The sequence below is a fragment of the Kitasatospora sp. NPDC059408 genome, assembly GCF_042751525.1.
In the GTDB taxonomy this organism is placed as follows: Bacteria; Actinomycetota; Actinomycetes; order Streptomycetales; family Streptomycetaceae; genus Kitasatospora.
The window spans coordinates 16,066-38,418 of record NZ_JBHYWI010000083.1 but is presented as its reverse complement, the minus strand read 5'-3'; the positions used below and the strand labels follow the sequence as shown (position 1 = coordinate 38,418).

Sequence of the window (22,353 nt, the reverse complement as noted above, 5' to 3'; positions counted from 1 at the left end):
GAGGCCGGGGATGTCAACATATCTGGCGTTGACTTTTGGCACGCTGTTGAGTTCTCAAGGAACGGACGCTTCCTTCGAGCCGCCTTCCAGCGGGCTTTCCGGGCGCTTCGTTCTTTCGTGTTTCCAGCTTACCAGATGTTTGCCGTGCCGTTTCCGGCGCTTTTCGCATCTGAAATCTGCTGTTAACCGCCGACTTGCGGCGACTCGACCAACCATAGCGGGTCGTCCGCCGGAGCGCGAATCGGGGCGCGCCGGGTGTCACCCGGTCGGAGGCATGATTTGTTGCTCTCGCGAGCATATACAGCAATGGTCCCGATTCGCCAAGATGCCTGTAGAGTGCGGCGCATCGACCAAGAGGACTAGACCACTAGCCGGTCGGTGTGCTGCCGGCCGGCAGAGCGGGCGGGGCGTGAGTCTCCGCCCGGGAATGTCAGCGGATGTCCGAAGTTGACATGATTTAGGCTTCAGTTGATCGTCGCGCCGCTGCTCGCGGCCCTTCGCTGTACTGCGCACTTGGGAGGCACAAACCATGACCACTGTGACGTCGCCGCTGACCGGCCGGGTCGTCGGGCTCGCCAACGTCCCCGACCCGGTGTTCTCCGGTGCGATGGTCGGTCCCGGTACCGCGGTGGACCCGGTGCGCGAGCCGACCGAGGCGGTCGCTCCGGTGGATGGTGTCGTCGTCTCCATGCACCCGCACGCGTTCGTCGTCGTGGACGCGGACGGGCACGGTGTGCTGACGCACCTCGGGATCGACACCGTGCAGCTGAACGGCGAGGGCTTCGAACTGCTCGTCAACAAGGGCGACACGGTGACCCGCGGTCAGGCCGTCATCAAGTGGAACCCGGCCGACGTCGAGGCCGCGGGCAAGTCGCCGATCTCGCCGATCGTGGCGCTGGAGGCCGCCCCCGACTCGCTGGGCAACGTGCGCGAGGACGGCGAGACCCAGGCCGGCGACGAGCTGTTCAGCTGGAGCTGACCTCTCCTCTCTATCTTTCCCCACACCCGCCCCGGACGAGATGACGGGGCGGCCCCCACACAGCGGTTCCCGGCGGGGCCGCTCATCTCAGCGGAGACAGGTGACATGACGAAGACGCTGCGCGGCGTGGGTGTGAGCCACGGGGTCGCGATCGGCCAGGTGCGGCACATGGGGACGGCGGTGCTGGAGCCGCAGACCACGCAGATCCCGACCGAGGACGCCCCCCGTGAGCAGGCCCGCGCCCAGGCGGCCGTCGAGGCGGTGGCCGCGGACCTGAACGCCCGCGGCAACCTGGCCGGCGGCGAGGCCCAGGCGGTGCTGGAGGCCCAGGCGCTGATGGCGCAGGACCCGGAGCTGATGGCGGACGTGGCGCGGCGGATCGCCGTGGGCAGCAGCGCCGAGCGCGGCGTCTACGACGCCTTCGCCGCCTACCGCGCGCTGCTCGCGTCGGCCGGGGAGTACCTGGCCGGGCGCGTCGCCGACCTGGACGACGTGCGCAACCGGATCGTCGCCCGGCTGATGGGCGTGCCGATGCCGGGCGTGCCGGACAGCGACGAGCCGTACGTGCTGTTCGCGCGGGACCTGGCTCCGGCCGACACCGCGCTGCTGGACCCGACCCTGGTGCTCGGCTTCGTGACCGAGGAGGGCGGGCCGACCAGCCACAGCGCCATCCTCGCGCGGGCGATGGGCGTGCCGGCCGTGGTCGCGCTGCCGGGGGCGACCGACGTCGCCGAGGGCACCGTGGTGGCCGTGGACGGCAGTTCGGGCGACGTGCTGCTGGAGCCGACGCAGGAGAAGCAGGACGAGCTGCGGGCCGCAGCCGCCGAGCGCAAGGCCGCGCTGGCCGCGTCCACCGGTCCGGGCCGGACCTCGGACGGGCACCGGGTGCCGCTGCTGGCCAACGTCGGCGGTCCGGCGGACGTGCCGGCCGCGCTGGAGAACGGCGCCGAGGGCGTCGGCCTGTTCCGCACCGAGTTCCTGTTCCTCGACGACTCGGCGCAGGCCCCGAGCGAGGAGAAGCAGGTCGAGGCGTACCGCAAGGTGCTGGAGGCGTTCCCGGAGGGCCGGGTCGTCGTCCGGGCGCTGGACGCGGGCGCGGACAAGCCGCTGGACTTCCTCACCCCGGCCGACGAGCCGAACCCGGCGCTCGGCGTGCGCGGTCTGCGCACCCTGCTGGAGCACCCCGAGGTCATGCGGACGCAGCTGCGCGCGCTGGCCAAGGCCGCCGACGGGCTGCCGGTCCACCTTGAGGTCATGGCCCCGATGGTGGCCGACCGCAAGGACGCCAAGGACTTCGCCGACGCCTGCCGCGAGGCCGGTCTGAACGCCAAGTTCGGCGCGATGGTGGAGATCCCGTCGGCCGCTCTGCGGGCGCGGGCGATCCTCCAGGAGGTCGAGTTCCTGTCGCTCGGCACCAACGACCTCGCGCAGTACACCTTCGCCGCCGACCGTCAGGTGGGCGCGCTGGCCCGGCTGCAGGACCCGTGGCAGCCGGCGCTGCTCGACCTGATCGCCTCGGCCGCCGACGCGGCGCAGGCGGAGGGCAAGAGCTGCGGCGTGTGCGGCGAGGCCGCCGCCGACCCGTTGCTGGCCGTCGTGCTGACCGGCCTGGGCGTCACCAGCCTGTCCATGGGCGCGGCGTCGATCCCGTACGTGCGGTCGACGCTGGCCAAGTACACGCTGGCGCAGTGCCGCCGGGCCGCCGAGGCGGCGCGGGCCACGGACAGCGCCGACGAGGCGCGCGCCGCGGCGCAGCAGGTGCTCTCCGGCGAGTAAGTGGGACGAGCGGTACGAGAGAAGGGGCGCTCCCGGTCGGGGGCGCCCCTTCGGCGTTCGTCAGGACCGGCGGTCGCGGCGCAGCTGCTCGAAGAAGCGCAGGTGGTCGATGTCGTCGACGGAGCCCGGGTTGACGGCCTGCTCCAGCGGGGTGCCGGAGAGGATGCGCTTCACCGGGACCTCGATGCGCTTGCCGGTGAGGGTGTGCGGCAGGCCCCGGACGGTGATGACCTCGTCGGGGACGTGGCGCGGGGAGAGTTCGGTGCGCAGCGAGGTGCGGATACGGCCGATGAGGTCGTCGTCGAGTTCGGCGCCGGGGGCGAGGACGACGAACAGCGGCATCCAGTAGCCGCCGTCGGGCTCCTCCAGGCCGATGACGAGGGACTCGGCGATCTCGGGGAGGCGCTCGACGACCTCGTAGATGTCGGAGGAGCCCATCCGGACGCCCTGGCGGTTGAGGGTGGAGTCGGAGCGGCCGTGGATGACGACGGTGCCGCGGGAGGTGACGGTGATCCAGTCGCCGTGGCGCCAGGTGCCGGGGTACACGTCGAAGTAGCTGTCGTGGTACCGGGTGCCCTCGGGGTCGTTCCAGAAGCCGGTGGGCATGGACGGGAGGGGCTTGGTGACGACGAGTTCGCCGACGGCGTCGGTGAGCGGGTGGCCCTGGACGTCCCAGGACTCGACGGCGGCGCCGAGGCAGGGGGCCTGGATCTCGCCGAGGTACACGGGCAGGGTGGGGACGCCGCCGACGAAGCAGGAGCAGACGTCGGTGCCGCCGCTGACGGAGGCGAGCCAGACGTCCTCCTTGACCTCGTCGTAGATCCAGCGGAAGCCGTCGGGCGGGAGCGGGGAGCCGGTGGTGCCGATGCAGCGGACGGCGGAGAGGTCGAGGTCGCGGCCGGGGTGCAGGCCGGCCTTGCGGCTGGCGATGACGTAGGCGGCGGAGGTGCCGAGGACGGTGGCGCCGGTGCGGGCGGCCACCGACCACAGGGCGCCGGTGTCGGGGTGGCCCGGGCTGCCGTCGTAGGTGACGATCGTGGCGCCGACGAGGAGGCCGCCGAGCAGGAAGTTCCACATCATCCAGCCGGTGGAGGTGTACCAGAGGAAGCGGTCCTGCGGGGTGAGGTCGAGGTGGAGGCCGACCTGCTTGAGGTGTTCGAGCAGGATGCCGCCCTGGCTCTGGACGATGGCCTTGGGCAGGCCGGTGGTGCCGGAGGAGTAGAGCACCCAGAGCGGGTGGTCGAAGGGGACCGGCTCGAAGACCGGGGCGGTGTCGTCGGCGATCAGGTCCTCCCACTGGAGGGCGCCCTCGGGGGCGGGGGCGCCGAGCAGGGGGACGTGCACGACGGTGTGCAGGCTGGGGAGTTCCCGGCGCAGCTCCGCGACGACGTCGGTGCGGTCGTGGTCCTTGCCGCCGTAGTGGTAGCCGTCGACGGCGAACAGGACGGTGGGCTCGATCTGCTGGAGCCGGTCGAGGACGCTGCGGGCGCCGAAGTCGGGGGCGCAGCTGGTCCAGATCGCGCCGACGGCGGCGGTGGCGAGGAGGGCGACGGCGGCCTGCGGGACGTTGGGCAGGTAGGCGCTGACGCGGTCGCCGGGGCGGACGCCGCGGGCGCGCAGGGCGGCGGCGAGGGAGCCGACCTGGCGGCGCAGTTCGGACCAGGTGAGGACGGCCGGCTGCTCGGTGGTCTCGTCGAGGTGGAGGATCGCGGGGCGGTCGGCGTTCGCCGGGTCGTCGGCGGCGCGCAGGGCCTGCTCGGCGTAGTTGAGGCGGGCGCCGGGGAACCAGCGGGCGCCGGGCATGGCCGGGTCGGCGAGGACGGTCTCGGGGGCCTCGGTGAAGCGGACGTCGAACCACTGCGTCACCGCGGTCCAGAACCGGCCGAGGTCCTCGGTGGACCAGGCGTGCAGGGCGGCGTAGCGCTCGGCGGCCTGCTGGTCGTCGTCGGCCGGGGCGAGCGGGGCGGCCGGGGCGCCGTGGTGTTCGGCGGCCCAGGCCTGGAACGCCACGAGGCTGGTCGCGGCGGCGCGAGCGGGGTTGGGGCGCCAGAGCGGCTGGTCCTGGAGGGGGGTGCTCACGGTGGTGGTCTCCCGGCCGGTGGTGGGGACGGGAGTGCTCGTGGCGGGCCCGTCCGGTTGGGCTGTCGGTGCAGACCATGCCATGTGAGCGGCCGCTGCGCCAGGGTCTGCCGCGGGAGTGGCGGGCTGGTCAGCGGCGGTCGAGTTCGCCGTTGAACCAGGCGCGGGAGACGTTGGTGTGGAAGTCCCAGACGAGCCGGGTGTCGGGGTGGGCGAGCAGCCAGCCGTCGGTCTCGTCGGTGGGGCGCGAGGGCGGGAGGTCGGCGAGGGGGCGGGCCGGGAGCAGGCCGCAGAGGAAGACGAAGCGGCCGTGGGGGTCGGAGGAGGTGGAGACGAGGGTGACGTCGGCGGCGTCGGCGTGGATGCCGGTCTCCTCGCGCAGTTCGCGCACGCAGGCCTGCTGCCAGGTCTCGCCGAAGTCGATGTAGCCGCCGGGGAAGGCGAGTTCGCCGTACCCGGGCTCGATGGTGCGGCGGATGACGACGAGGGCGGGGTCGGCGTCGGGCCGGGTGACGGGCAGGACGGCGACGGCGACGGGCAGCGGGTTGCGGTAGCTGATCTCGGCGCAGCCGGGGCAGGTGCGGGGCCAGTCGCGGGTGCCGGGCGGGTAGGGCGTTCCGCAGAAGTGGCAGTGGGAGAAGGGGCGGTTGACCGTGCTCGTCACGTCGTCGGTGGTCATGTGCGGATGGTAGTCCGGCGCCCGCCGCGGGCGGTCAGCGGATCTCGTCCTCGCGGGCGGGGCGCAGCAGGGCGGGGTGGAGGAGGCGGGCGTCGCCGGCGCGGTAGGTGCGGGCGCGGGGGCCGCCGCGGGCTCCGCCGCGTTCGGTGGTGGTGCCGGTGCTCTCGACGAAGCCGGGGACGGAGAGGACCTTGCGGTGGAAGTTGCCGGGGTGGAGCTTCTCGTCCCAGACGGCCTCGTAGACGGCGCGCAGCTCGGGGATGGTGAAGTCGGGGGGCAGGAAGGCGGTGGCGAGCGGGCTGTACTCGATCTTGGCGCGGGCGCGGTCGAGTCCGTCGGCGAGGATGCGGGCGTGGTCGAAGGCGAGCGCGGTGGGGCCGCTGGGCCCGCCGACGCCACCCCCGTGGGTGTCGGCGGGCTCAGCGGCGGTCTCCGGGGGGCCGGCGGGCCCGTGGGCGAGGCCGGCGACCGGGTACCAGGCGGCGGCAGCGGCGTCGGTGCCGGCCTGGGGGTCGGGGAGGTCGGGGGCGAAGGCGAGGTAGGCGACGGAGACGACGTGCATGCGCGGGTCGCGGTGGGGGGCGCCGTAGGTGCCGAGCTGTTCGAGGTGGATGCGGCTGAGCGCGGACTCCAGGTCGGAGCTGCCCACCAGGCCCGTCTCCTCGGCGAGTTCGCGGGCGGCCGCTTCGTCGAGGCCCTCCTCGCCGGCGCGCAGGAAGCCGCCGGGCAGCGCCCAGGAGCCCTGGTAGGGCGGGGCGGCGCGCTCGACGAGCAGGACGTGGAGGCGGCCTTCGCGCAGGGTGAGGGCGACGACGTCGACCGTGACGGCCACCGGGGTGTAGGCGCGCGGGTCGTAGGCGGCGAGCCATTCGCGCTCGGCCTCCGAGCCGGTGTGGTGCGGGCCGGTGTGGTGCGGGCGGGGCTCGTCGGCGGCCATCGTCGGCGTCTCCGTGCTGTCGTCTCGTACCGGGTGTGCTGTCGTGCTCCGACCCGGTGCCCGCGCTTCGGACCGCGCCAGGGCGTCTTGGGTGCGGCCGCGCCGGGCCGCACGGTCGTTCTGCCGTTCTGTCGTTCTGTCGTTCTCGGGATGAGCACAACGTAGCGAGTCCGTTCCGGCCCGGCAAACGGTTTTCCGCGCGGGCGAGGGCGCCCGGCTCCTAGGCTGTGACCAGCCATGACCGTTCCCGAGGAGGCCCCCATGCCCGCCACTCCCCCGTCGGACTTCGCCGCCGCGCTGGCGGCCGGCCCCTTGGTCCTGGACGGCGGGATGTCGAACCAGCTGGTGGCGCAGGGACACGACCTGTCGGACGAGCTGTGGTCGGCACGGCTGCTGGCGGACGCGCCGCAGGCCGTGGTCGAGGCGCACCGGGCGTACTTCGCGGCCGGGGCGGAGGTCGCCATCACCGCGAGCTACCAGGCGAGTTTCGACGGTTTCGGGCGGCACGGGCTCGGCCGGTCGGAGTCGGCGCGGCTGATGGCGCGCAGCGTGGACCTGGCCCGGGAGGCGGCGCGCAGCGAGCCGGGCGGGCGGCGGCGGCGCTGGGTGGCGGCCTCGGTGGGGCCGTACGGCGCGGTGCTCGCGGACGGTTCGGAGTACCGCGGGCGGTACGGGCTGAGCGTCGCGGAGCTGGTGGCGTTCCACCGGCCGCGGCTGGAGGTGCTCGCGACGGCGGGCCCGGACGTGCTGGCGCTGGAGACGGTGCCGGACGCGGACGAGGCGGAGGCGATGCTGGAGGTCGTCCGGGGGCTCGGGGTGCCGGCCTGGCTGTCGTACAGCATCGCGGGCGACCGGACGCGGGCCGGGCAGCCGCTGGCCGAGGCGTTCGCGCTCGCGCGGGACGTCGACGAGGTGGTGGCGGTGGGCGTGAACTGCTGCACGCCGCAGGACGCCGACCTGGCGGTGGCCCTGGCGGCGGAGGTGACGGGGAAGCCGGTGGTGGTGTACCCGAACAGCGGGGAGCACTGGGACCCTGAGATACGGGGCTGGCGCGGGGAGCCGACGTTCCGCTCGGCGCGCGTGCGCGGCTGGCTCGCGGACGGGGCCCGGCTGGTCGGCGGGTGCTGCCGGGTGGGGCCGGACGGGATCGCGGCGCTGGCCGCGGAGGTGGCCGTCCGGCGGGACTGAGGCCGGGACGGGAACGGACCGGGACGGAACCCGGGGCCGGACCCGGAACGGACCCGGGGCCGCGGAGGTTAACAGGCGGCCGAGCGCGGGTTACCGAGGGGGAAGGTGCACGGAGCACCGAACGCCTGGCAAACTCGTCCCGTTATCACTGCGGTCGACAATGTCGACCGCCTGTCAGCGCGGAGGTACCCATGCCCGGCCCGATCCAGTCGCTTTCCCGGGCCGCCGCGATCATGCGCCTGTTGGCCGGCGGCGAGCGCCGCCTGGGCCTGTCCGAGGTCGCGACGGCGCTCGACCTCGCCAAGGGCACCGCGCACGGCATCCTGCGCACGCTGCAGCAGGAGGGGTTCGTCGAACAGGACCCGGAGAGCGGCAAGTACCAGCTGGGCGCCGAACTGCTGCGCCTCGGCCAGAGCTACCTGGACGTGCACGAGCTGCGCGCGCGGGCGCTGGTGTGGGCCGACGACCTGGCCCGGGCGGCCGGCGAGACCGTCTACCTCGGGGTGCTGCACCAGCAGGGCGTGCTGATCGTGCACCACGTGTTCCGGCCGGACGACACCAGGCAAGTGCTGGAGGTCGGGTCGATGCAGCCGCTGCACAGCACCGCGCTCGGCAAGGTGCTGGTGGCCTACGACCCGGTCGCGCGCGGGGAGTTGGGCGACGGACCGTACGAGTCGTACACGCTGCGGACGCTGACCGAGGCGAGCGATCTGGACGCGGAGTGCGCGCTGATCCGTGAGCGCGGCTGGGCGGACTCGATCGAGGAGACCTGGGAGGGCGTGGCCTCGATCGGCGCGCTGATCCAGGACCGGCGGCGCAATCCGGTGGGCGCGGTGTGCATCAGCGGGCCGGTGGAGCGGGTGTGCGAGGACGGCTTCGTGCGGCCCTCGCTGGTGGCCTCGGTGCGCAGCGCGGCGCGGGCGATCTCGCGCGATCTGGGCGCCGGCCGGTTCTGAGCACGGGAGTCGAATCGTCACGCTGAGGCGCGGACGGGCGGTGAGCCTGTCCGCGCCTTGGCGTTTTGCCCTGATTCGGGGCGCTCCGCTGGGTAACTTCGGGGGACGGGCCGAGGCGAGGGTCACAGCTGCGTAACCCCGCCTTGACGCGGGGCCGACCTGGGGAGGAAGCTTCCGCATGACGGTCGACATTGTCGAACGATGGCCGGGAAGATCACTCCCACAGCGCGCTCACCCGCACAGCGATCACCCGGCCGCCCGCCCCCACCCGCACCTCCGGGCCTCATGGACAAGGGAGTCTTTGTGTCCGCGTTCTCCAACGGCGACGTCTTCGTCGGCGAAACCCTCGGCACCGCCGCCCTGATACTTCTCGGTGGCGGCGTCTGCGCCGCCGTGACCCTCAAGAAGTCGAAGGCCCTCAACGCCGGCTGGCTGGCGATCACCTTCGGCTGGGGCTTCGCGGTCCTCATCGCCGCCTACATGACCGGCCCCAAGTCCGGCGCGCACCTCAACCCGGCCGTCACCATCGCGCTCGCGGTCAAGAGCGGCGACTGGAGCCAGGTGCCGCTCTACCTCGGCTCCCAGCTGCTCGGCGCGATGATCGGCGCCACGCTCGTCTGGCTCACCTACCTCGGCCAGTTCCAGGCCAACGAGGAGCCCACCCTCGGCATCTTCTCGACCGGTCCCGAGATCCGGAACCCCGTCCAGAACCTGATGACCGAGATCATCGGCACCTTCGTGCTCTGCATGGCGATCCTCACCCTCGGCGCCAACGACCTCAAGGGCATGGGCACCCTCATCGTCGCCCTGACCGTCGTCGGCATCGGCCTCTCCCTCGGCGGCCCGACCGGCTACGCGATCAACCCCGCCCGCGACCTCGGCCCGCGCATCATGCACTCCATCCTGCCGATCCCGAACAAGGGCGGCTCGGACTGGTCGTACGCCTGGATCCCGGTCGTCGGCCCGCTCGCCGGCGGCGCGCTGGCCGGCGTGCTCTACAACGCCCTGTTCTAAGCGACGGGTTCGAACCCGCCGAGCACGGGGACTGACCGGACGACCGACCGCGTCAGGCCCACCCACCCCGTCACCCCCCGACCCGAGCCGAGGACCCTCCCCATGACCTCCACTGGCAACTACATCGCCGCGATCGACCAGGGCACCACCTCCAGCCGCTGCATCATCTTCGGCGCCGACGGCCGCATCGTCTCCGTCGACCAGCAGGAGCACCGCCAGATCTTCCCCCAGCCCGGCTACGTCGAGCACGACGCCGCCGAGATCTGGACCCGGGTGCAGTCCGTCGTGCGCGGCGCGCTGGAGAAGGCCGGCCTCACCAAGGACGACATCCGCGCGATCGGCATCACCAACCAGCGCGAGACCACCGTCCTGTGGGACAAGAACACCGGCGAGCCCGTGCACAACGCGCTGGTGTGGCAGGACACCCGCACCGAGGCGCTCTGCCGCGAGCTCGGCCGCAACGTCGGCCAGGACCGCTTCCGCCGCGAGACCGGCCTCCCGCTGGCCAGCTACTTCGCCGGCCCGAAGATCCGCTGGCTGCTGGACAACGTCGAGGGCCTGCGCGAGCGCGCCGAGGCCGGCGACATCCTGTTCGGGACCATGGACACCTGGGTGATCTGGAACCTCACCGGTGGTGTCGACGGCGGCAAGCACGTCACCGACGTCACCAACGCCAGCCGCACCATGCTGATGAACCTCAAGACCCTCGCCTGGGACGAGGCCATCGCCGAGTCCATGGGCGTGCCGATGGCCGTCCTGCCGGAGATCCGCTCCTCCGCCGAGGTCTACGGCGAGGCCGTCGGCGACCTGGCCGGCGTCCCGGTCGCGGCCGCGCTCGGCGACCAGCAGGCCGCGCTGTTCGGCCAGACCTGCTTCAACGAGGGCGAGGCCAAGTCCACCTACGGCACCGGCACCTTCCTGCTGCTCAACACCGGCGAGAAGATCGTCAACTCGTACCACGGCCTGCTGACCACCGTCGGCTACCGGATCGGCGACCAGGCCCCGGTGTACGCCCTGGAAGGCTCGATCGCCGTCACCGGCTCGCTCGTCCAGTGGCTGCGCGACCAGCTCGGCATCATCTCCACCGCCGCCGAGATCGAGACCCTCGCCAACACGGTCGAGGACAACGGCGGCGCCTACTTCGTCCCGGCCTTCTCCGGCCTGTTCGCCCCGTACTGGCGCTCCGACGCCCGCGGTGTGATCGCCGGCCTGACCCGGTACGTCACCAAGGGCCACCTGGCCCGGGCCGTCCTGGAGGCCACCGCCTGGCAGACCCGCGAGGTCGTCGACGCCATGCAGAAGGACTCCGGGGTCGAGCTCACCGCGCTCAAGGTCGACGGCGGCATGACCAGCAACAACCTGCTCATGCAGAACATCGCCGACGTCCTGGACGCCCCGGTCGAGCGCCCGTACGTGGCCGAGACCACCGCCCTCGGCGCGGCCTACGCGGCCGGACTCGCCGTCGGCTTCTGGAACGACCTCGACACCCTGCGGGCCAACTGGCACCGCGCCGCCGAGTGGACCCCGCGCATGGACGAGGCCACCCGGGAGCGCGAGTACAAGAAGTGGCTCAAGGCCGTGGAGCGCACCATGGGCTGGGTGGAGGAGGAAGAGGACAACTGACAGACCCGCCGGTCGGGGCCCCGTGCCCCGGCCGGCCGCCCGCTGTTCACGGCAACGGGCGCACCCGTGTTTCACCGGCCCGCCGCACCGGGCCGACCGGCCTCTCCAGCAGGGGCCGCACCGCACCCGAGAGGAGTAACGGCGCAGCCCGACCAGCGCGCCGTACACAACCACCATGGCAACCATCCCGACCCTGGGCGCCGAGCGCACCGCCGGCCGCACCGCCTCCCGCGCCGAGACCCGCGAGCTGCTCGGCAAGGCCACCTACGACCTGCTGGTGATCGGGGGCGGCATCCTCGGCACCGCCGTCGCCTGGACCGCGTCCCAGGCCGGCCTGAAGGTCGCCATGGTCGACGCCGGCGACTTCGCCGGCGCCACCTCCAGTGCCTCCTCCAAGCTCGTCCACGGCGGTCTGCGCTACCTGCAGACCGGCGCGGTCAAGCTGGTCGCGGAGAACCACAAGGAGCGCCGCGCGCTCTCCACCGACGTGGCCCCGCACCTCGTCAACCCGCTGACCTTCTTCGTCCCGGTCTACAAGGGCGGCCCGCACGGCGCGGCCAAGCTCGGCGCCGGTGTGTTCCTGTACTCGGCGCTGTCCGCCTTCCGCGACGGCATGGGCCGCGTCTCCACCGCCGCCCACGCCGCCCAGCAGGTGCCGGCGCTGCGCACCGAGGGCCTGCGCTCGGTGGCCGTCTACGGCGACCACCAGATGAACGACTCGCGCGTCGCCGTGATGACCGTCCGCGCCGCGGTGGACGCCGGCGCCGTCGTGCTCAACCACGCCGAGGTCACCGGCCTGCGCTTCACCGCCGGCCGGGTCACCGGCGCCGAGCTGCGCGACCGCCTCGACGGCAGCGAGTTCGGCGTCAACGCCCGCCTGGTGCTCAACGCCACCGGCCCGTGGGTCGACCACCTGCGCACCATGGAGGACGCCGGCGCCGCGCCGTCGATCCGCCTCTCCAAGGGTGCGCACGTCGTCGTCAAGCGCCGCTCGCCGTGGCGCGCCGCGCTGACCATCCCGATCGACAAGTACCGTGTCTCCTTCGCCATCCCGTGGGAGGACCACGTCCTGCTCGGGACCACCGACGAGGAGTACACGGGCGACCCGAAGGACGTCCGCGCCACCCAGGCCGACATCGACCAGATCATGGGCGAGGCCGCGCACGCCATCCGCGACGAGCACCTCGACCGCGACCTGATCACCTACTCCTTCGCGGGCCTGCGCGTCCTGCCCGGCGGCCCCGGCGACACCGCCGCCGCCAAGCGCGAGACCGTCGTCACCGAGGGCCGCGGCGGCATGCTGTCGGTCTCCGGCGGCAAGTGGACCACCTACCGGCACATCGGCCGCGCCGTGCTGGAGAAGCTGGCCCACGTGCCCGGCACCGGCCTCGCCGAGGACATGTCCCCGATCGCCCCGACCGTCCCGCTGCCGGGCGTCGGCGCGCCGAACGCCGTCGCGCACCGCCTGCTGATCGACCGCGAGCCCGGCTCCCGCATGGAGCCGCTGGTGGCCAAGCACCTCGCCAGCCACTACGGCACCCTGTCCTTCGAGATCGCCCGCATGATCGACGAGAACCCGGAGCTCGGCCGGCCGATCCACGAGGACGGCCCGGACGTGTGGGCCCAGGTCGCCTACGCCGCCGAGAACGAGTGGGCGTACACGGCGGACGACGTGCTGCGCCGTCGCACGACCATGACGGTGCGCGGGCTGGACACGCCGGAGATCCGCGACGAGGTCGAGGCCTTCCTGGCGAAGCGTGGGAGCAAGTAAGCACAGCCTGGCGAAGCGTGGGAGCAAGTAACTGCCCGCTGTCGGCTGGCAGTTCACCGCAGTAACGATTCCGTCCGAGGGGCGGGCACCCGGATCACCCGGTGTGTCCGCCCCTCGGGCGTTCGGGTCACGACTGGACGGCAACGGCGGCGCGGACGGCTGGCGCGTGCTGATGCGCGGCCGACGTGCCGGCGCGGGCGCTGCCCGAACTCGTGCCCGCGGGCGCCACGGCCGGGCAGGCGGCGACGGTGATGCTCGCCGCGCGGGAGGGACTGCCGGCACGGACGGCGGCGGGCGGCGCCGTCGCGGAGGACCTGCTCGACGCGACGGCGGCGGTGCTGTCGGGGGTGCTGGGCTGGACAAAGCCCTGGAACGCGCACAGGGGCGGCACCCGTTCGATACGGGTGCCGCCCCTGCGGGGAATCGCGGGTGGCCGCTAGACGATGAGGCTCAGCGGCATGATCAGGGCGATCGCGACGACCGAGATCACCGTCTCCATCACCGACCAGGACTTCAGCGTCTGGCCGACGCTCATCCCGAAGTACTCCTTCACCAGCCAGAAGCCGGCGTCGTTGACGTGCGAGAGGAACAGCGAGCCGGCGCCGATCGCGAGGACCAGCAGCGCCGCGTGGGTCGAGGACATGTTCGCCGCGAGCGGGGAGACGATGCCGGCCGCGGTGATGGTGGCGACCGTCGCCGAACCGGTGGCCAGGCGGATCAGCACGGCGATCAGCCAGCCCAGCAGCAGCGCCGAGACGTGCCACTTGCCGGACCACTCGCTGACCGCGTTGCCGACGCCGACGTCGATCAGGGTCTGCTTGAAGCCGCCGCCTGCACCGACGATGAACACGATGCCGGCGATCGGGCCCAGCGACTTCCCGACGGTGTCGGAGATCCGGGCCCGGTCGAAGCCCGCCGCCCGGCCGAGGGTCAGCATCCCGAGCAGGGTCGCGGCCAGCAGCGCGATCAGCGGCGAGCCGACGAAGTCGAACACCCGCTGGCCGAGCGCCTTCGGGTCGTCGATCACGACGTCCGCGAGCGCCTTGCCGAGCATCAGCGCGACCGGCAGCAGGATGGTCGCCAGGACCGCGCCGAACGACGGCGTGCGCTCGGGCTTCGCGGTCTCCTCCGGGGCGGTGGCGGCCGGGATCTCCAGCGGGCCCACCCAGCGCTCCGCCACCCGGGCGAACAGCGGGCCGGCGATGATCAGGGTCGGGATCGCGATCACCAGGCCGAGCGCCAGGGTGATGCCGAGGTCCGCCTTCAGCGCGTCGACGGCCACCAGCGGGCCCGGGTGCGGGGGCACCAGGCCGTGCAACACCGACAGGCCGGCGAGGGCGGGGATGCCGATCCGCATCAGCGGCACGTTGCCGCGGCGCGCCACCAGCAGCACGATCGGGATCAGCAGCACGACGCCGACCTCGAAGAACAGCGGCAGCCCGAGCACCGCCGCGATCAGCGCCATCGCCCAGGGCAGCGCCTTGCGGCCGGACCTGGCCAGCACGGTGTCCGCGATGATGTTGGCGCCGCCCGAGTCGGCGAGCAGCTTGCCGAGCATCGCGCCGAGGCCGATCAGCAGGCCGACGCTCGCCACGGTCGAGCCGAAGCCCGTCGAGAAGCTGGTCAGCAGCTTGTCGAACGGCACCCCGGCGACCGCGGCCAGCAGGCCGGACCCGAGCGTGAGGGCGAGGAACGGGTGCAGCTTCAGCTTGGTGATCAGCAGGACGATCGCACCGATGCTCAGCAGCACCGCGACCAGCAGCTGGGAGTCGCTGCCGGTGTGTGGCAGGGCCGGTGGGGCGGCCGCCAGCAGAGTGGGGGACATACTCACGCGAGGTCTCCATTGACGGGCCGCAGCAGCGCCACGGCCATCTCGACGAGTTCTTCGGGGGACGGGCCGACGTCCAGGACGGCGCCGCGCTCGTCCGCGCCCAGGGGTTCGAGCGCGGCGTACTGGGAGTCGAGCAGCGACGGCGGCATGAAGTGGCCGGTGCGGTGGGCGAGCCGGTCCTCGACCAGCTCGTGACCGCCGCTCAGGTGCAGGAAGAAGGCGCCCGGGCAGGCCGCGCGCAGGGTGTCGCGGTAGCGCCGCTTCAGCGCGGAACAGGTGACCACACCGCCGTCGCCGGACTCGGCGCGCTCCCCGAGCCAGCCGCCGAGGGCCCGCAGCCAGGGGGCGCGGTCCTCGTCGTCCAGCGGGATGCCCGCCGACATCTTGGCGATGTTGGCCGCCGGGTGGAAGTCGTCCGCCTCGGCGAAGGGGAGGCCGAGGCGGTCGGCCAGGAGGCGGGCCAGGGTGGTCTTGCCGACTCCGGAGACGCCCATCACCACGATCGTGGGAGGGGTCTGCGGGAGGTCGTGGTTCTCGACGCTGAGAGCCATGGGTGGTGCTCCTTCGTTGCCTGGCCGCCACTATCGCTCCAAAGATATGACGTATTCAAGTGGCGGAAACCAAATCGTCATACTTTTGGCGTGTGGGGTGGGTCGCAGGGGGCGGGGGGTGCTCGACAGGGGCTGGTGGGGCGTGGCGAAGGGAGAAGCCGGGAGCGGGGGCGGGCCGCAGGGGTCAGCCCCGAGGCGTGGGGTCGCAGGGGGTGGGGCGGGGTCGACGTCTAGGCTGGGCGGATGGAGATCCAGGGGCTGCCAGGGCGGCTGCTTGACGAGCTCGGGCCGGCGATCGCCGGGGGAGAGATCCCCGTGGGCGCGGTGCTGCGCAGCGAGGAGCTGGAGGAGCGGTTCGGGGTGTCCCGGACGGTCGTGCGGGAGGCGGTGCGGATCCTGGAGGGGATGCGCATGGTGGCCTCGCGGCGGCGGGTCGGGATCACGGTGCAGCCGAAGTCCGGCTGGGACGTCTTCGACCCGCTGGTGATCCGCTGGCGGCTGGCCGGCGCCGACCGTCCGGCGCAGCTGCGCTCGCTCGGCTCACTGCGGGTGGCCGTCGAACCGGCCGCCGCCGCGCTCGCCGCCGTCCACGCGAGCGATGACCACCGCCGTGAACTCAGCTCCCTGGCGGTCGAGTTGACGATGTCGGCGCGGGCCGCCGACCTCACCACCTTCCTCCGCCACGACATCGCCTTCCACGCCACCGTCCTGAAAGCCTCCGGCAACGAGATGTTCGCCCACCTCGGGGACACCGTGGGTGCGGTGCTCACCGGGCGGACCGAGTACCATCTGATGCCCCATCAGCCGGAGCCGTACGCGATCCGGCTGCACCGCGAGGTGGCGGAGGCGATCTGCGCGGGGGACGGCGAGCACGCCGAGCGGGCGATGCGGACGATCGTGACGGGCGCCCTGGAGGAGCTCGACCAGCAGCTGGGCTGAGGGCCGCCACAGGGCCGGCCGCGGACGAATCGGGCCGGATCACACGATTTGACGGCAGTTCGGTGGATTCGGACGCATAGTCCGGCTTGCGCGGGGCAGAGTTCGTACCGGGGGCGCTCGACGCGAGCGCCCGTTCCGTGCCCGCCGCCGAATTCGCGCCTGGGGTCGCCCGATGTCCGTGCCACGCCGCCGTCGCCGCCTGCCCGACGAGGTGCGCGCCGCCGCCGTCCGCGCGGTGCTCTCGTTCTCCTTCACGCTGGTGGGTGTGATCGTCGCGACCCTCGCCTCGTACGCGGGCAGCCGGCTGATGACACCCGCGCTGATGGCGATGGGACTCGGGGTGTTCGGCACGATGTGGTGCCTGCTGGAGATCCTGGTCTCACGCCAGGTCGCCGCCCAGCGGATGCGCGCACCCAACTCGGCGACGCCGATGGCCGGGAGCCGGGCCGCGGTCCGGGAACCGCTCGCGGCCCGGCCCTTCCCGCGGCCGGGCCAGTCACGGGGGCCGTCGCAGGGCCCGCCACAGGGACCGTCGCGGGGTCAGTTCTCGGGCACCACGCGGTAGTGCGTGGTGAGCCGGTGGTCGCCGTCCAGGACGTGGAAGGCGAGCATCGGCGGGTGGGTGAAGGAGACGCCCTCACCGCCCTCGCAGGGCAGGGTGATGGTGGAGACCACACCGGGGGCGACGAGCAGCGGCAGTCCGGCGAAGGTCGTCGCGGCGGGCGTGTGGGAGTGGCCGCAGAGCAGGCCGACGACGCGGGGGTGGCGGCCCAGGACGCGGGCGAGGCCGGCCTCGCCGAACTGGCGGATGCCGTCGACGGTCGGGACGGCCAGCTCGACGGGCGGGTGGTGGAAGGCCACCAGGGCGGGCAACTCGGTGCGCCCGGCGCCGAGTTCGGCGTCCAGCCAGGTGAGCGTCTCCTCGTCCAGCAGGCCGTCCGGCCGACCCGGGATGGACGAGTCGAGCATCAGCACGTCCGCGCCCGGGAGTTGGTGCAGCCGGTTGATCGGACCGTCCGCCGGCTCGTCCTGCGCCACCCCGCCGAGCAGCACCTCGCGGTACGGCGCGCGGCTGTCGTGGTTGCCCGGGCAGATGAGGACGCGGTGGCGGGACTTGAGCACCTCGACGACCTGCTCGTACTCGGCGGCCAGGCCGTGGTCGGCGAGGTCCCCCGTCACCAGCACCGCGTCCAGCGGGCCGGGCAGGGCGTCGAGGTGGGCCATCACCCGCTCGGCCCGCCGCCGGGCCCGCTCGCCGCGGTCCCGGCGGTGGTCCTGGCCGAGGTGGATGTCACTGAGGTGCGCGATCGTCAGCATGCCGATCACGCTAACCAGTTCAGGGCCGGTCGGGAACCTCCGCGGGCCGCTTGAACATCCGGGTGGCGGTGATCTCGCCGTGGATGGCCGGGCCGTCCGGGTCCTGCGGGGCGGGCAGGCCGGGACGCAGGTGCTCCTCCACCGAGATGTACTTGAGGCCGGCCCGCAGGTCGGCGTCGTTGCGCAGCCGGATCACCAGCGGGAACTCGGCGAGCGCCGTGGTGTCGAACAGGCCGGTGGTGTAGATGAGCTGGACGCCGAGCGCGTCGGCCACGGCGCGCTGGAGCTCCAGCAGGTAGGTGGCATTGGCGCGGCCGATCGGGTTGTCGAGGAACAGCGTGCCGGCGTGCCGCAGCTGGGACTGGCCGCGGTCGTTGGCGCGCAGCGCGGCCATCGTGCAGTAGAGCGCGATGGCGGCGGTGAGCAGCTGGCCGCCCGAGAAGACGTCGGACATCTGGCCGACGCCGACCCGCTCGGCGCGCAGCACCGCGTCCGGCTTGAGGATCTCGACGCTGACGCCCTTCGGGCCGATCGCTGCGGCGACCCCGCGCAGCAGCAGCGACATGCCGTCGCGGCGCAGGTCGCTGTTCTTCCGGACGGCCGCGCGGGTGGCCTCGTCGATGACCTCGCCGAGGCGCTCGACGAGGGTCGCGTGGTCCGGGTCCTCGAAGCGGATCCGCAGGAACTCCTGGCCCGACCACTCCCCCAGGCCCTCGGGCAGCCTGGACAGCCGCTGGGCGGCGCGCAGCGTGGTGAGCGAGGACTCGACCAGGCCGCGCAGGCGGTCGACGATCGAGCCGCGGTTGCGCTCCAACTGGGCGAGTTCGTCGGTGAGCACGCGCAGCCGGGGGGCGAACGCGGCGGCCCACGCGGCGGCGTGCTCGGGCAGCGCGGAGGCGGGCAGTTCGCGGATCTGCTGGCGGGCGGGGGTGCGCACGGCCTCGTAGCGGGCGGCGTTGGCGTGCCGGACGAGCGCGTCGGAGGCGTCGCGGACGGCGAGTTCGGCGGAGGACAGCTCGCCGACGGCGGTGCGCAGGGCCCGGCGGGCCTCGGCGACGGCGGTGCGCGCCTCGGGGAGGGCGCCGAGGTACGGCTCGGCCGGGTGGTCCGCGTCGTCCTGGTTGTCGCGCAGGCCGTCGCGGAGCTGGCCGGCGAGCTCGTCGAACGCGCCGGCCGCCGACTGGGCGGCGTCGAAGGTCCGCTGGAGGTCGGCGTGCGCGGTGCGGGCGGCGTCCAGGGCCTCGCGGCGCTCGGCCAGCCGGTTGGTGGCGGTGCGCAGGAGGGTCTGGGCGTGCTCGGGGTCGGTGGGGACGAGGTCCTCGGGCAGCTCGGTGTGCGCCTCGCCGTCCACGGGGGCGGAGCGCTCGGCGTCGCCGCGCAGGCGGCCGAGCTGCTCGCTCGCGGCGGCGGAGCGGGCCTCGATGGTGGCGACCAGCTCCTCGGCGCGCGCGGCGGCGGCCTGGCGGGCGGGGCCGTCCGCGCCGTCGGGGCTGCCGAGCAGCTCCTCGGCGCGGGTGCGGACCTTGTTGGTGAGGCGGTCGAGCTCGACCGCGGCGGCGGCCTCGTCGCCCTCGGCGCGGGCCTGCTCGGCGCGCAGGTCGGCGCCGACGCCGACCTTCTCGTACAGCTGGGAGGCGGCGCGGTAGGCCTCGCGCAGGGCGGGCAGCGCGGCGGGCGCGGTGTCGGCGGGCTCGTCGGCCTGCTCGGCAGCGGGGATCTCGGCGCGCTCGGCGCGCAGGGCGCGGGCCGTGCGGCGGGCGTCGTCGGCGGCGCGCTGGGCGGCGCGGCGGTCCTCGTCGCAGATGCGGGCGCGCTCGGCGCACTGGGTCTGGCGGCGGTCGCACTCGGCGGCGTCGTCGGCGAGTTCGCGCTGGCGGCGGGACCAGTTGGCGCGCTCGCGCAGGCGGAAGGCGAGGCCGGAGAGGGCGTCGGCGCGGCGGCGGGCGCGCTGGGCGGCCTCGCGGTGCTCCTCGTGGGCGCCGGCGGCGGCCGCGTGGTCGGTCTCGGCTTCGTCGTGGTCGGCGCGCAGGGTGGCGAGCACGGCGGCGGACTGCTCGGCGTGCTCGCGGGCGGCCCCGGCGGCGGCGGCGAGCTCGGCGAGCGTGCCGGGCGGGCAGCTGGCGTGCCAGGAGGCGAGGCGGGCGGCGAGGGCGCGGTCGGCGCCGAGGCGGGCGGCGAGTTCGCGGATGTGCTCCTCGCGGGCGCTCGCGCGGGCGCGCAGCTCGCGGCGCTCGCCGTCGGCGGCGGACTCGTCGTGCATGGCCGGGTTCGGCGGCACGAGGAAGAACGCCGGCTCGTCGGTGATCGGGGCGATCAGCGAGGCGGCGGCGCCCACGGCGACCGTCGAACGGGGCAGCAGTGCGGCGGACTGCAGGGCCTCGCGGGCCCGGTCCAGCGAGTTGGGGTCGGTGACGACCACGCCGTCGACGAGCTCGGGGCGGGCGGCCAGGATCGCCTCGTGGTCGGCCGGGTCGACGGACTGGGCCAGGTAGCGCCAGCCGGGCAGGGCCGGGATGCCGTGCTCGGCGAGGTACTCGACGGTGGCGAGCACGTCCGGGCCGGGCGGCAGCAGGCCGCCGTCGCCGAGGGCGGCGAGGATGCGGGAGTCGTCGGCGGCGGCCGTGCGCAGGTCGAACAGGGTGCGCTCGGCGGTGGCGATGGCCTCGTCGAGGAGCTCGCGCAGGTACTCGGCGTTGCGGTCGAGGACGGCGGGGGTGAGGTAGCCGGCCTCCTCGTCGGCACCCTCCTGATAGGCGGTGAGGGACAGCAGGTCGGCCAGGCGCGGCTCGGTGGCGAGCAGGGCCGCCGTGCGCTGCTCGGCGGCCAGCGAGCGGGCGGCGTCCTTGCGGGCGTCGCCGGCGCGCTCGGCGGCGAGCTCGGCCCGGCCGGTGGCGGCGGCCGCCTCGCGCAGGCGGGCGGCGGCGGCCTCGGCGACCGTCCGCGCCTGGCCGAGCGCGGCGCTCGCGGCCTTCTCGACGTCGGCGGCGTGCAGCGCGGCCCGGGCCGGGTCGACGTCGCCGTCCGCGTCGATGAAACCGGCCTCGACCGCGGCGGCCGTCTCCTGCTCGACCTCGACCAGGCGCTGGCGCAGGTGCTCGACCTCGCTGCGGGCCTTCTGGGCCGCGGTGGCGGCCTCGGTGGCGTCGGACTGCGCCTTGGCGCCGTCCTCCTGGAGCTCGCTCGCGCGCTGCTCCTCGGTGTCCGCGCGGGACTCGGCCGCCGCGGCGGCGGTCTCCAGGGCGCGGGCGAGCGCGGTGGCGGCGCGCGCACGGGCGGCGAGCGCCGGGGCGGCGTCCAGCTCGGCCTCGCGGATCGCGGCGGCGACCCGGGCCACCCGGTCGGCGGCGGCGCGCTGGCGCAGCACCGCCTCGGCGGCCTGCCACGCGGAGTGCAGGGTGCGGGCGTCGATCAGCTCGCGGCGCAGCGCGGCGGCCTCGGCGGTGGCCGCGGCGAGGCTCAGCGTGGCGTGCCGGTAGGTGAGCTCCTCGGCGATCAGGTTGTGCCGGGTGCGGTCGGCCTCGGCGGCGGTGACGGCGCTCGCGGCCGCGGCGACCTCGATGGCGAGGTCCTGGGCGCGGTCGCGCTCGGCGGTGGCGCGGGAGGCGAGCGCGTGGGCGAGGCGCCGGGTGCGGCGCTCGGCGGTGCGGTGGGCCTCGCGGACGGTCTCGCGCGCGGTGGTGGACTCGGCGATGCGCTCCAGCAGGTCGAGCGACCCGGCGGTGAAGTCGCGCTCGGCGGTGAGCTCGGAGCGCAGGCCGAGCTTGGCGGCGAAGCCGTGGACGAGGTCGGCCAGGCCGTCGGTGTCGCGGGTGTCGGTGACGGCGCGCAGCAGGAGGTCGGTGAAGTCGCTGTCGTGCTTGACCGCGAAGAGGCCGGCCGCCTCGCCCTCGTCGGCGTTCATCTCGCGCTGGTAGCGGAAGAGTTCGGGGTCGAGGCCGAGCTCGCCGAGGTGTTCGGTCCAGCGGTCGTGACCGTCCTCGAAGACCAGGTCGAGGTGCGGGTGGGCCTTGCCGGCCTCGGTGAGGGCGTCGCGGAAGCCCTTCATGGTGCGGCGCCGGCCACGGGCCCTCTGGTCGCCGGCCAGGCTGACCCGCTCGGCCACGGGCAGCGAGTCCAGCGTCAGGCCGGGGCCGGGGCGGAAGGAGTACCAGGTCTCGGCGAACTTGCGCGGGTCGGAGGAGACCTGGCGCCCGCGCCACTCGCTGACCTTGCCGACGACGATCAGCTCACCGGTCACGGTGTGCTGCCACTCCAGCGCCACGTGGCCGCAGTCGTCGGCGAGCAGGAACTTGCGCAGCACGCCGGAGCTGGCGCCGCCCAGGGTGTTGCGGTGGCCCGGGAGCATCACCGAGAAGATCAGCTTCAGCAGGACGGACTTGCCGCCGCCGTTCTCCAGGAACAGCACGCCGGCCGGGGCCGGGCGGCGCACCGGGCCGTCGCCGTCCTCGCCGAACAGGCCGATCTGCTGCGGGGCCGGGTCGGCGACCGGCTCGCCGACGCCGCGCAGGTCGAGCACCGTGTCGGCGTAGCGGGCGCCGGCCGGTCCGATCGAATAGAGGCGGACCCGGTTGAGCTCGTACATGTGCGGCGGTTCTCCGTGGCTTACGTGGCTTGAGGGTGGGCGGGGCTCGGAGGGACGGGGTTCGGGGCGGGTGCTCGTGCTGCTCGGCTGATGCCGGCGGGGCTCGTGCTGCCGGGCTCGTGCTGCCGGGC

At 73.9% G+C, this 22,353-nt stretch carries 17 protein-coding genes; 10 read left to right on the top strand and 7 right to left on the bottom strand.

Going from position 1 to position 22,353, the window contains the following annotated elements:
* The first annotated feature begins 529 nt into the window (after nucleotides 1-529).
* Complete coding sequence (locus ACFXDE_RS36385) at nucleotides 530-979, top strand: PTS glucose transporter subunit IIA (protein WP_380445684.1); 450 nt, start codon at nucleotides 530-532, stop codon at nucleotides 977-979.
* A gap of 105 nt (nucleotides 980-1,084) precedes the next feature.
* A complete protein-coding gene (gene ptsP, locus ACFXDE_RS36380; protein ID WP_380498683.1) occupies nucleotides 1,085-2,755 on the top strand; it encodes a phosphoenolpyruvate--protein phosphotransferase in 1,671 nt (556 codons plus the stop codon).
* Between the two features lie 60 nt (nucleotides 2,756-2,815).
* Here ptsP and ACFXDE_RS36375 read toward each other — a convergent pair whose 3' ends face one another.
* From ACFXDE_RS36375 to ACFXDE_RS36365, 3 genes are read right to left on the bottom strand one after another with little or no spacing between them, the layout of a single operon-like run.
* The gene (locus ACFXDE_RS36375) at nucleotides 2,816-4,918 is read right to left on the bottom strand and encodes an acetoacetate--CoA ligase (protein ID WP_380498682.1); all 2,103 of its coding nucleotides are present in this window, start codon (nucleotides 4,916-4,918) and stop codon (nucleotides 2,816-2,818) included.
* 46 nt (nucleotides 4,919-4,964) lie between these two features.
* Nucleotides 4,965-5,513, bottom strand: a complete 549-nt coding sequence (locus ACFXDE_RS36370; protein ID WP_380445687.1) for an NUDIX domain-containing protein — start codon at nucleotides 5,511-5,513, stop codon at nucleotides 4,965-4,967.
* Between the two features lie 34 nt (nucleotides 5,514-5,547).
* Nucleotides 5,548-6,450, bottom strand: coding sequence for an NUDIX domain-containing protein (locus tag ACFXDE_RS36365; protein ID WP_380498681.1), 903 nt, complete (start codon nucleotides 6,448-6,450; stop codon nucleotides 5,548-5,550).
* 261 nt (nucleotides 6,451-6,711) lie between these two features.
* Between ACFXDE_RS36365 and mmuM the strand changes: the two genes are divergently transcribed.
* From mmuM to ACFXDE_RS36335, 6 genes are all read left to right on the top strand, one after another.
* Nucleotides 6,712-7,638: a homocysteine S-methyltransferase gene (gene mmuM / locus ACFXDE_RS36360; RefSeq protein ID WP_380498680.1), complete on the top strand. Its 927-nt coding sequence runs from the start codon at nucleotides 6,712-6,714 to the stop codon at nucleotides 7,636-7,638.
* A gap of 191 nt (nucleotides 7,639-7,829) precedes the next feature.
* Nucleotides 7,830-8,594 carry an IclR family transcriptional regulator gene (locus ACFXDE_RS36355; RefSeq protein ID WP_380445690.1) on the top strand — a complete coding sequence of 255 codons (765 nt, stop codon included), beginning with the start codon at nucleotides 7,830-7,832 and terminating at the stop codon, nucleotides 8,592-8,594.
* A 201-nt stretch (nucleotides 8,595-8,795) separates the two neighbouring features.
* Nucleotides 8,796-9,608, top strand: coding sequence for an MIP/aquaporin family protein (locus ACFXDE_RS36350; protein WP_380498679.1), 813 nt, complete (start codon nucleotides 8,796-8,798; stop codon nucleotides 9,606-9,608).
* 102 nt (nucleotides 9,609-9,710) lie between these two features.
* On the top strand, nucleotides 9,711-11,231 hold the full coding sequence (glpK, locus tag ACFXDE_RS36345; protein ID WP_380445692.1) for a glycerol kinase GlpK: 1,521 nt from the start codon (nucleotides 9,711-9,713) through the stop codon (nucleotides 11,229-11,231).
* A gap of 175 nt (nucleotides 11,232-11,406) precedes the next feature.
* Nucleotides 11,407-13,002 carry an FAD-dependent oxidoreductase gene (locus tag ACFXDE_RS36340; protein ID WP_380445693.1) on the top strand — a complete coding sequence of 532 codons (1,596 nt, stop codon included), beginning with the start codon at nucleotides 11,407-11,409 and terminating at the stop codon, nucleotides 13,000-13,002.
* A gap of 185 nt (nucleotides 13,003-13,187) precedes the next feature.
* On the top strand, nucleotides 13,188-13,442 hold the full coding sequence (locus ACFXDE_RS36335) for a hypothetical protein (RefSeq protein WP_380498678.1): 255 nt from the start codon (nucleotides 13,188-13,190) through the stop codon (nucleotides 13,440-13,442).
* On the opposite strand, the gene ACFXDE_RS36330 is transcribed toward ACFXDE_RS36335, so the two are convergent.
* Both ACFXDE_RS36330 and ACFXDE_RS36325 read right to left on the bottom strand, forming a co-directional pair.
* Nucleotides 13,439-14,827 (bottom strand): gluconate:H+ symporter, encoded by a 1,389-nt coding sequence (locus tag ACFXDE_RS36330; RefSeq protein ID WP_380498687.1) that lies wholly within the window; start codon nucleotides 14,825-14,827, stop codon nucleotides 13,439-13,441. The two genes, ACFXDE_RS36335 and ACFXDE_RS36330, sit on opposite strands and share 4 nt — an antisense overlap.
* A gap of 2 nt (nucleotides 14,828-14,829) precedes the next feature.
* On the bottom strand, nucleotides 14,830-15,384 hold the full coding sequence (locus tag ACFXDE_RS36325; RefSeq protein ID WP_380498677.1) for a gluconokinase: 555 nt from the start codon (nucleotides 15,382-15,384) through the stop codon (nucleotides 14,830-14,832).
* A gap of 243 nt (nucleotides 15,385-15,627) precedes the next feature.
* Here ACFXDE_RS36325 and ACFXDE_RS36320 point away from each other — a divergent pair, with 243 nt between their 5' ends.
* Entirely contained in the window at nucleotides 15,628-16,323 is a 696-nt protein-coding gene (locus tag ACFXDE_RS36320; RefSeq protein ID WP_380498676.1) for a FadR/GntR family transcriptional regulator, read from the top strand.
* Nucleotides 16,324-16,495: 172 nt separating this feature from the next.
* Nucleotides 16,496-16,888, top strand: coding sequence for a hypothetical protein (locus ACFXDE_RS36315; protein ID WP_380498675.1), 393 nt, complete (start codon nucleotides 16,496-16,498; stop codon nucleotides 16,886-16,888).
* On the opposite strand, the gene ACFXDE_RS36310 is transcribed toward ACFXDE_RS36315, so the two are convergent.
* Both ACFXDE_RS36310 and ACFXDE_RS36305 read right to left on the bottom strand, forming a co-directional pair.
* The gene (locus tag ACFXDE_RS36310; protein ID WP_380498674.1) at nucleotides 16,864-17,640 is read right to left on the bottom strand and encodes a metallophosphoesterase; all 777 of its coding nucleotides are present in this window, start codon (nucleotides 17,638-17,640) and stop codon (nucleotides 16,864-16,866) included. The two genes, ACFXDE_RS36315 and ACFXDE_RS36310, sit on opposite strands and share 25 nt — an antisense overlap.
* A gap of 19 nt (nucleotides 17,641-17,659) precedes the next feature.
* Nucleotides 17,660-22,222, bottom strand: coding sequence for a hypothetical protein (locus ACFXDE_RS36305; RefSeq protein ID WP_380498673.1), 4,563 nt, complete (start codon nucleotides 22,220-22,222; stop codon nucleotides 17,660-17,662).
* Nucleotides 22,223-22,353: the final 131 nt, after the last annotated feature.

Bases quoted from the DNA above. Each gene is read 5' to 3' on its own strand.
- ACFXDE_RS36385 (WP_380445684.1), top strand. From the start codon at position 530: ATGACCACTGTGACGTCGCCGCTGACCGGCCGGGTCGTCGGGCTCGCC.
- ptsP (WP_380498683.1), top strand. From the start codon at position 1,085: ATGACGAAGACGCTGCGCGGCGTGGGTGTGAGCCACGGGGTCGCGATC.
- ACFXDE_RS36375 (WP_380498682.1), bottom strand. From the start codon at position 4,918: ATGGCATGGTCTGCACCGACAGCCCAACCGGACGGGCCCGCCACGAGC.
- ACFXDE_RS36370 (WP_380445687.1), bottom strand. From the start codon at position 5,513: ATGACCACCGACGACGTGACGAGCACGGTCAACCGCCCCTTCTCCCAC.
- ACFXDE_RS36365 (WP_380498681.1), bottom strand. From the start codon at position 6,450: ATGGCCGCCGACGAGCCCCGCCCGCACCACACCGGCCCGCACCACACC.
- mmuM (WP_380498680.1), top strand. From the start codon at position 6,712: ATGCCCGCCACTCCCCCGTCGGACTTCGCCGCCGCGCTGGCGGCCGGC.
- ACFXDE_RS36355 (WP_380445690.1), top strand. From the start codon at position 7,830: ATGCCCGGCCCGATCCAGTCGCTTTCCCGGGCCGCCGCGATCATGCGC.
- ACFXDE_RS36350 (WP_380498679.1), top strand. From the start codon at position 8,796: ATGGCCGGGAAGATCACTCCCACAGCGCGCTCACCCGCACAGCGATCA.
- glpK (WP_380445692.1), top strand. From the start codon at position 9,711: ATGACCTCCACTGGCAACTACATCGCCGCGATCGACCAGGGCACCACC.
- ACFXDE_RS36340 (WP_380445693.1), top strand. From the start codon at position 11,407: ATGGCAACCATCCCGACCCTGGGCGCCGAGCGCACCGCCGGCCGCACC.
- ACFXDE_RS36330 (WP_380498687.1), bottom strand. From the start codon at position 14,827: ATGTCCCCCACTCTGCTGGCGGCCGCCCCACCGGCCCTGCCACACACC.
- ACFXDE_RS36325 (WP_380498677.1), bottom strand. From the start codon at position 15,384: ATGGCTCTCAGCGTCGAGAACCACGACCTCCCGCAGACCCCTCCCACG.
- ACFXDE_RS36320 (WP_380498676.1), top strand. From the start codon at position 15,628: ATGGAGATCCAGGGGCTGCCAGGGCGGCTGCTTGACGAGCTCGGGCCG.
- ACFXDE_RS36315 (WP_380498675.1), top strand. From the start codon at position 16,496: ATGTCCGTGCCACGCCGCCGTCGCCGCCTGCCCGACGAGGTGCGCGCC.
- ACFXDE_RS36310 (WP_380498674.1), bottom strand. From the start codon at position 17,640: ATGCTGACGATCGCGCACCTCAGTGACATCCACCTCGGCCAGGACCAC.
- ACFXDE_RS36305 (WP_380498673.1), bottom strand. From the start codon at position 22,222: ATGTACGAGCTCAACCGGGTCCGCCTCTATTCGATCGGACCGGCCGGC.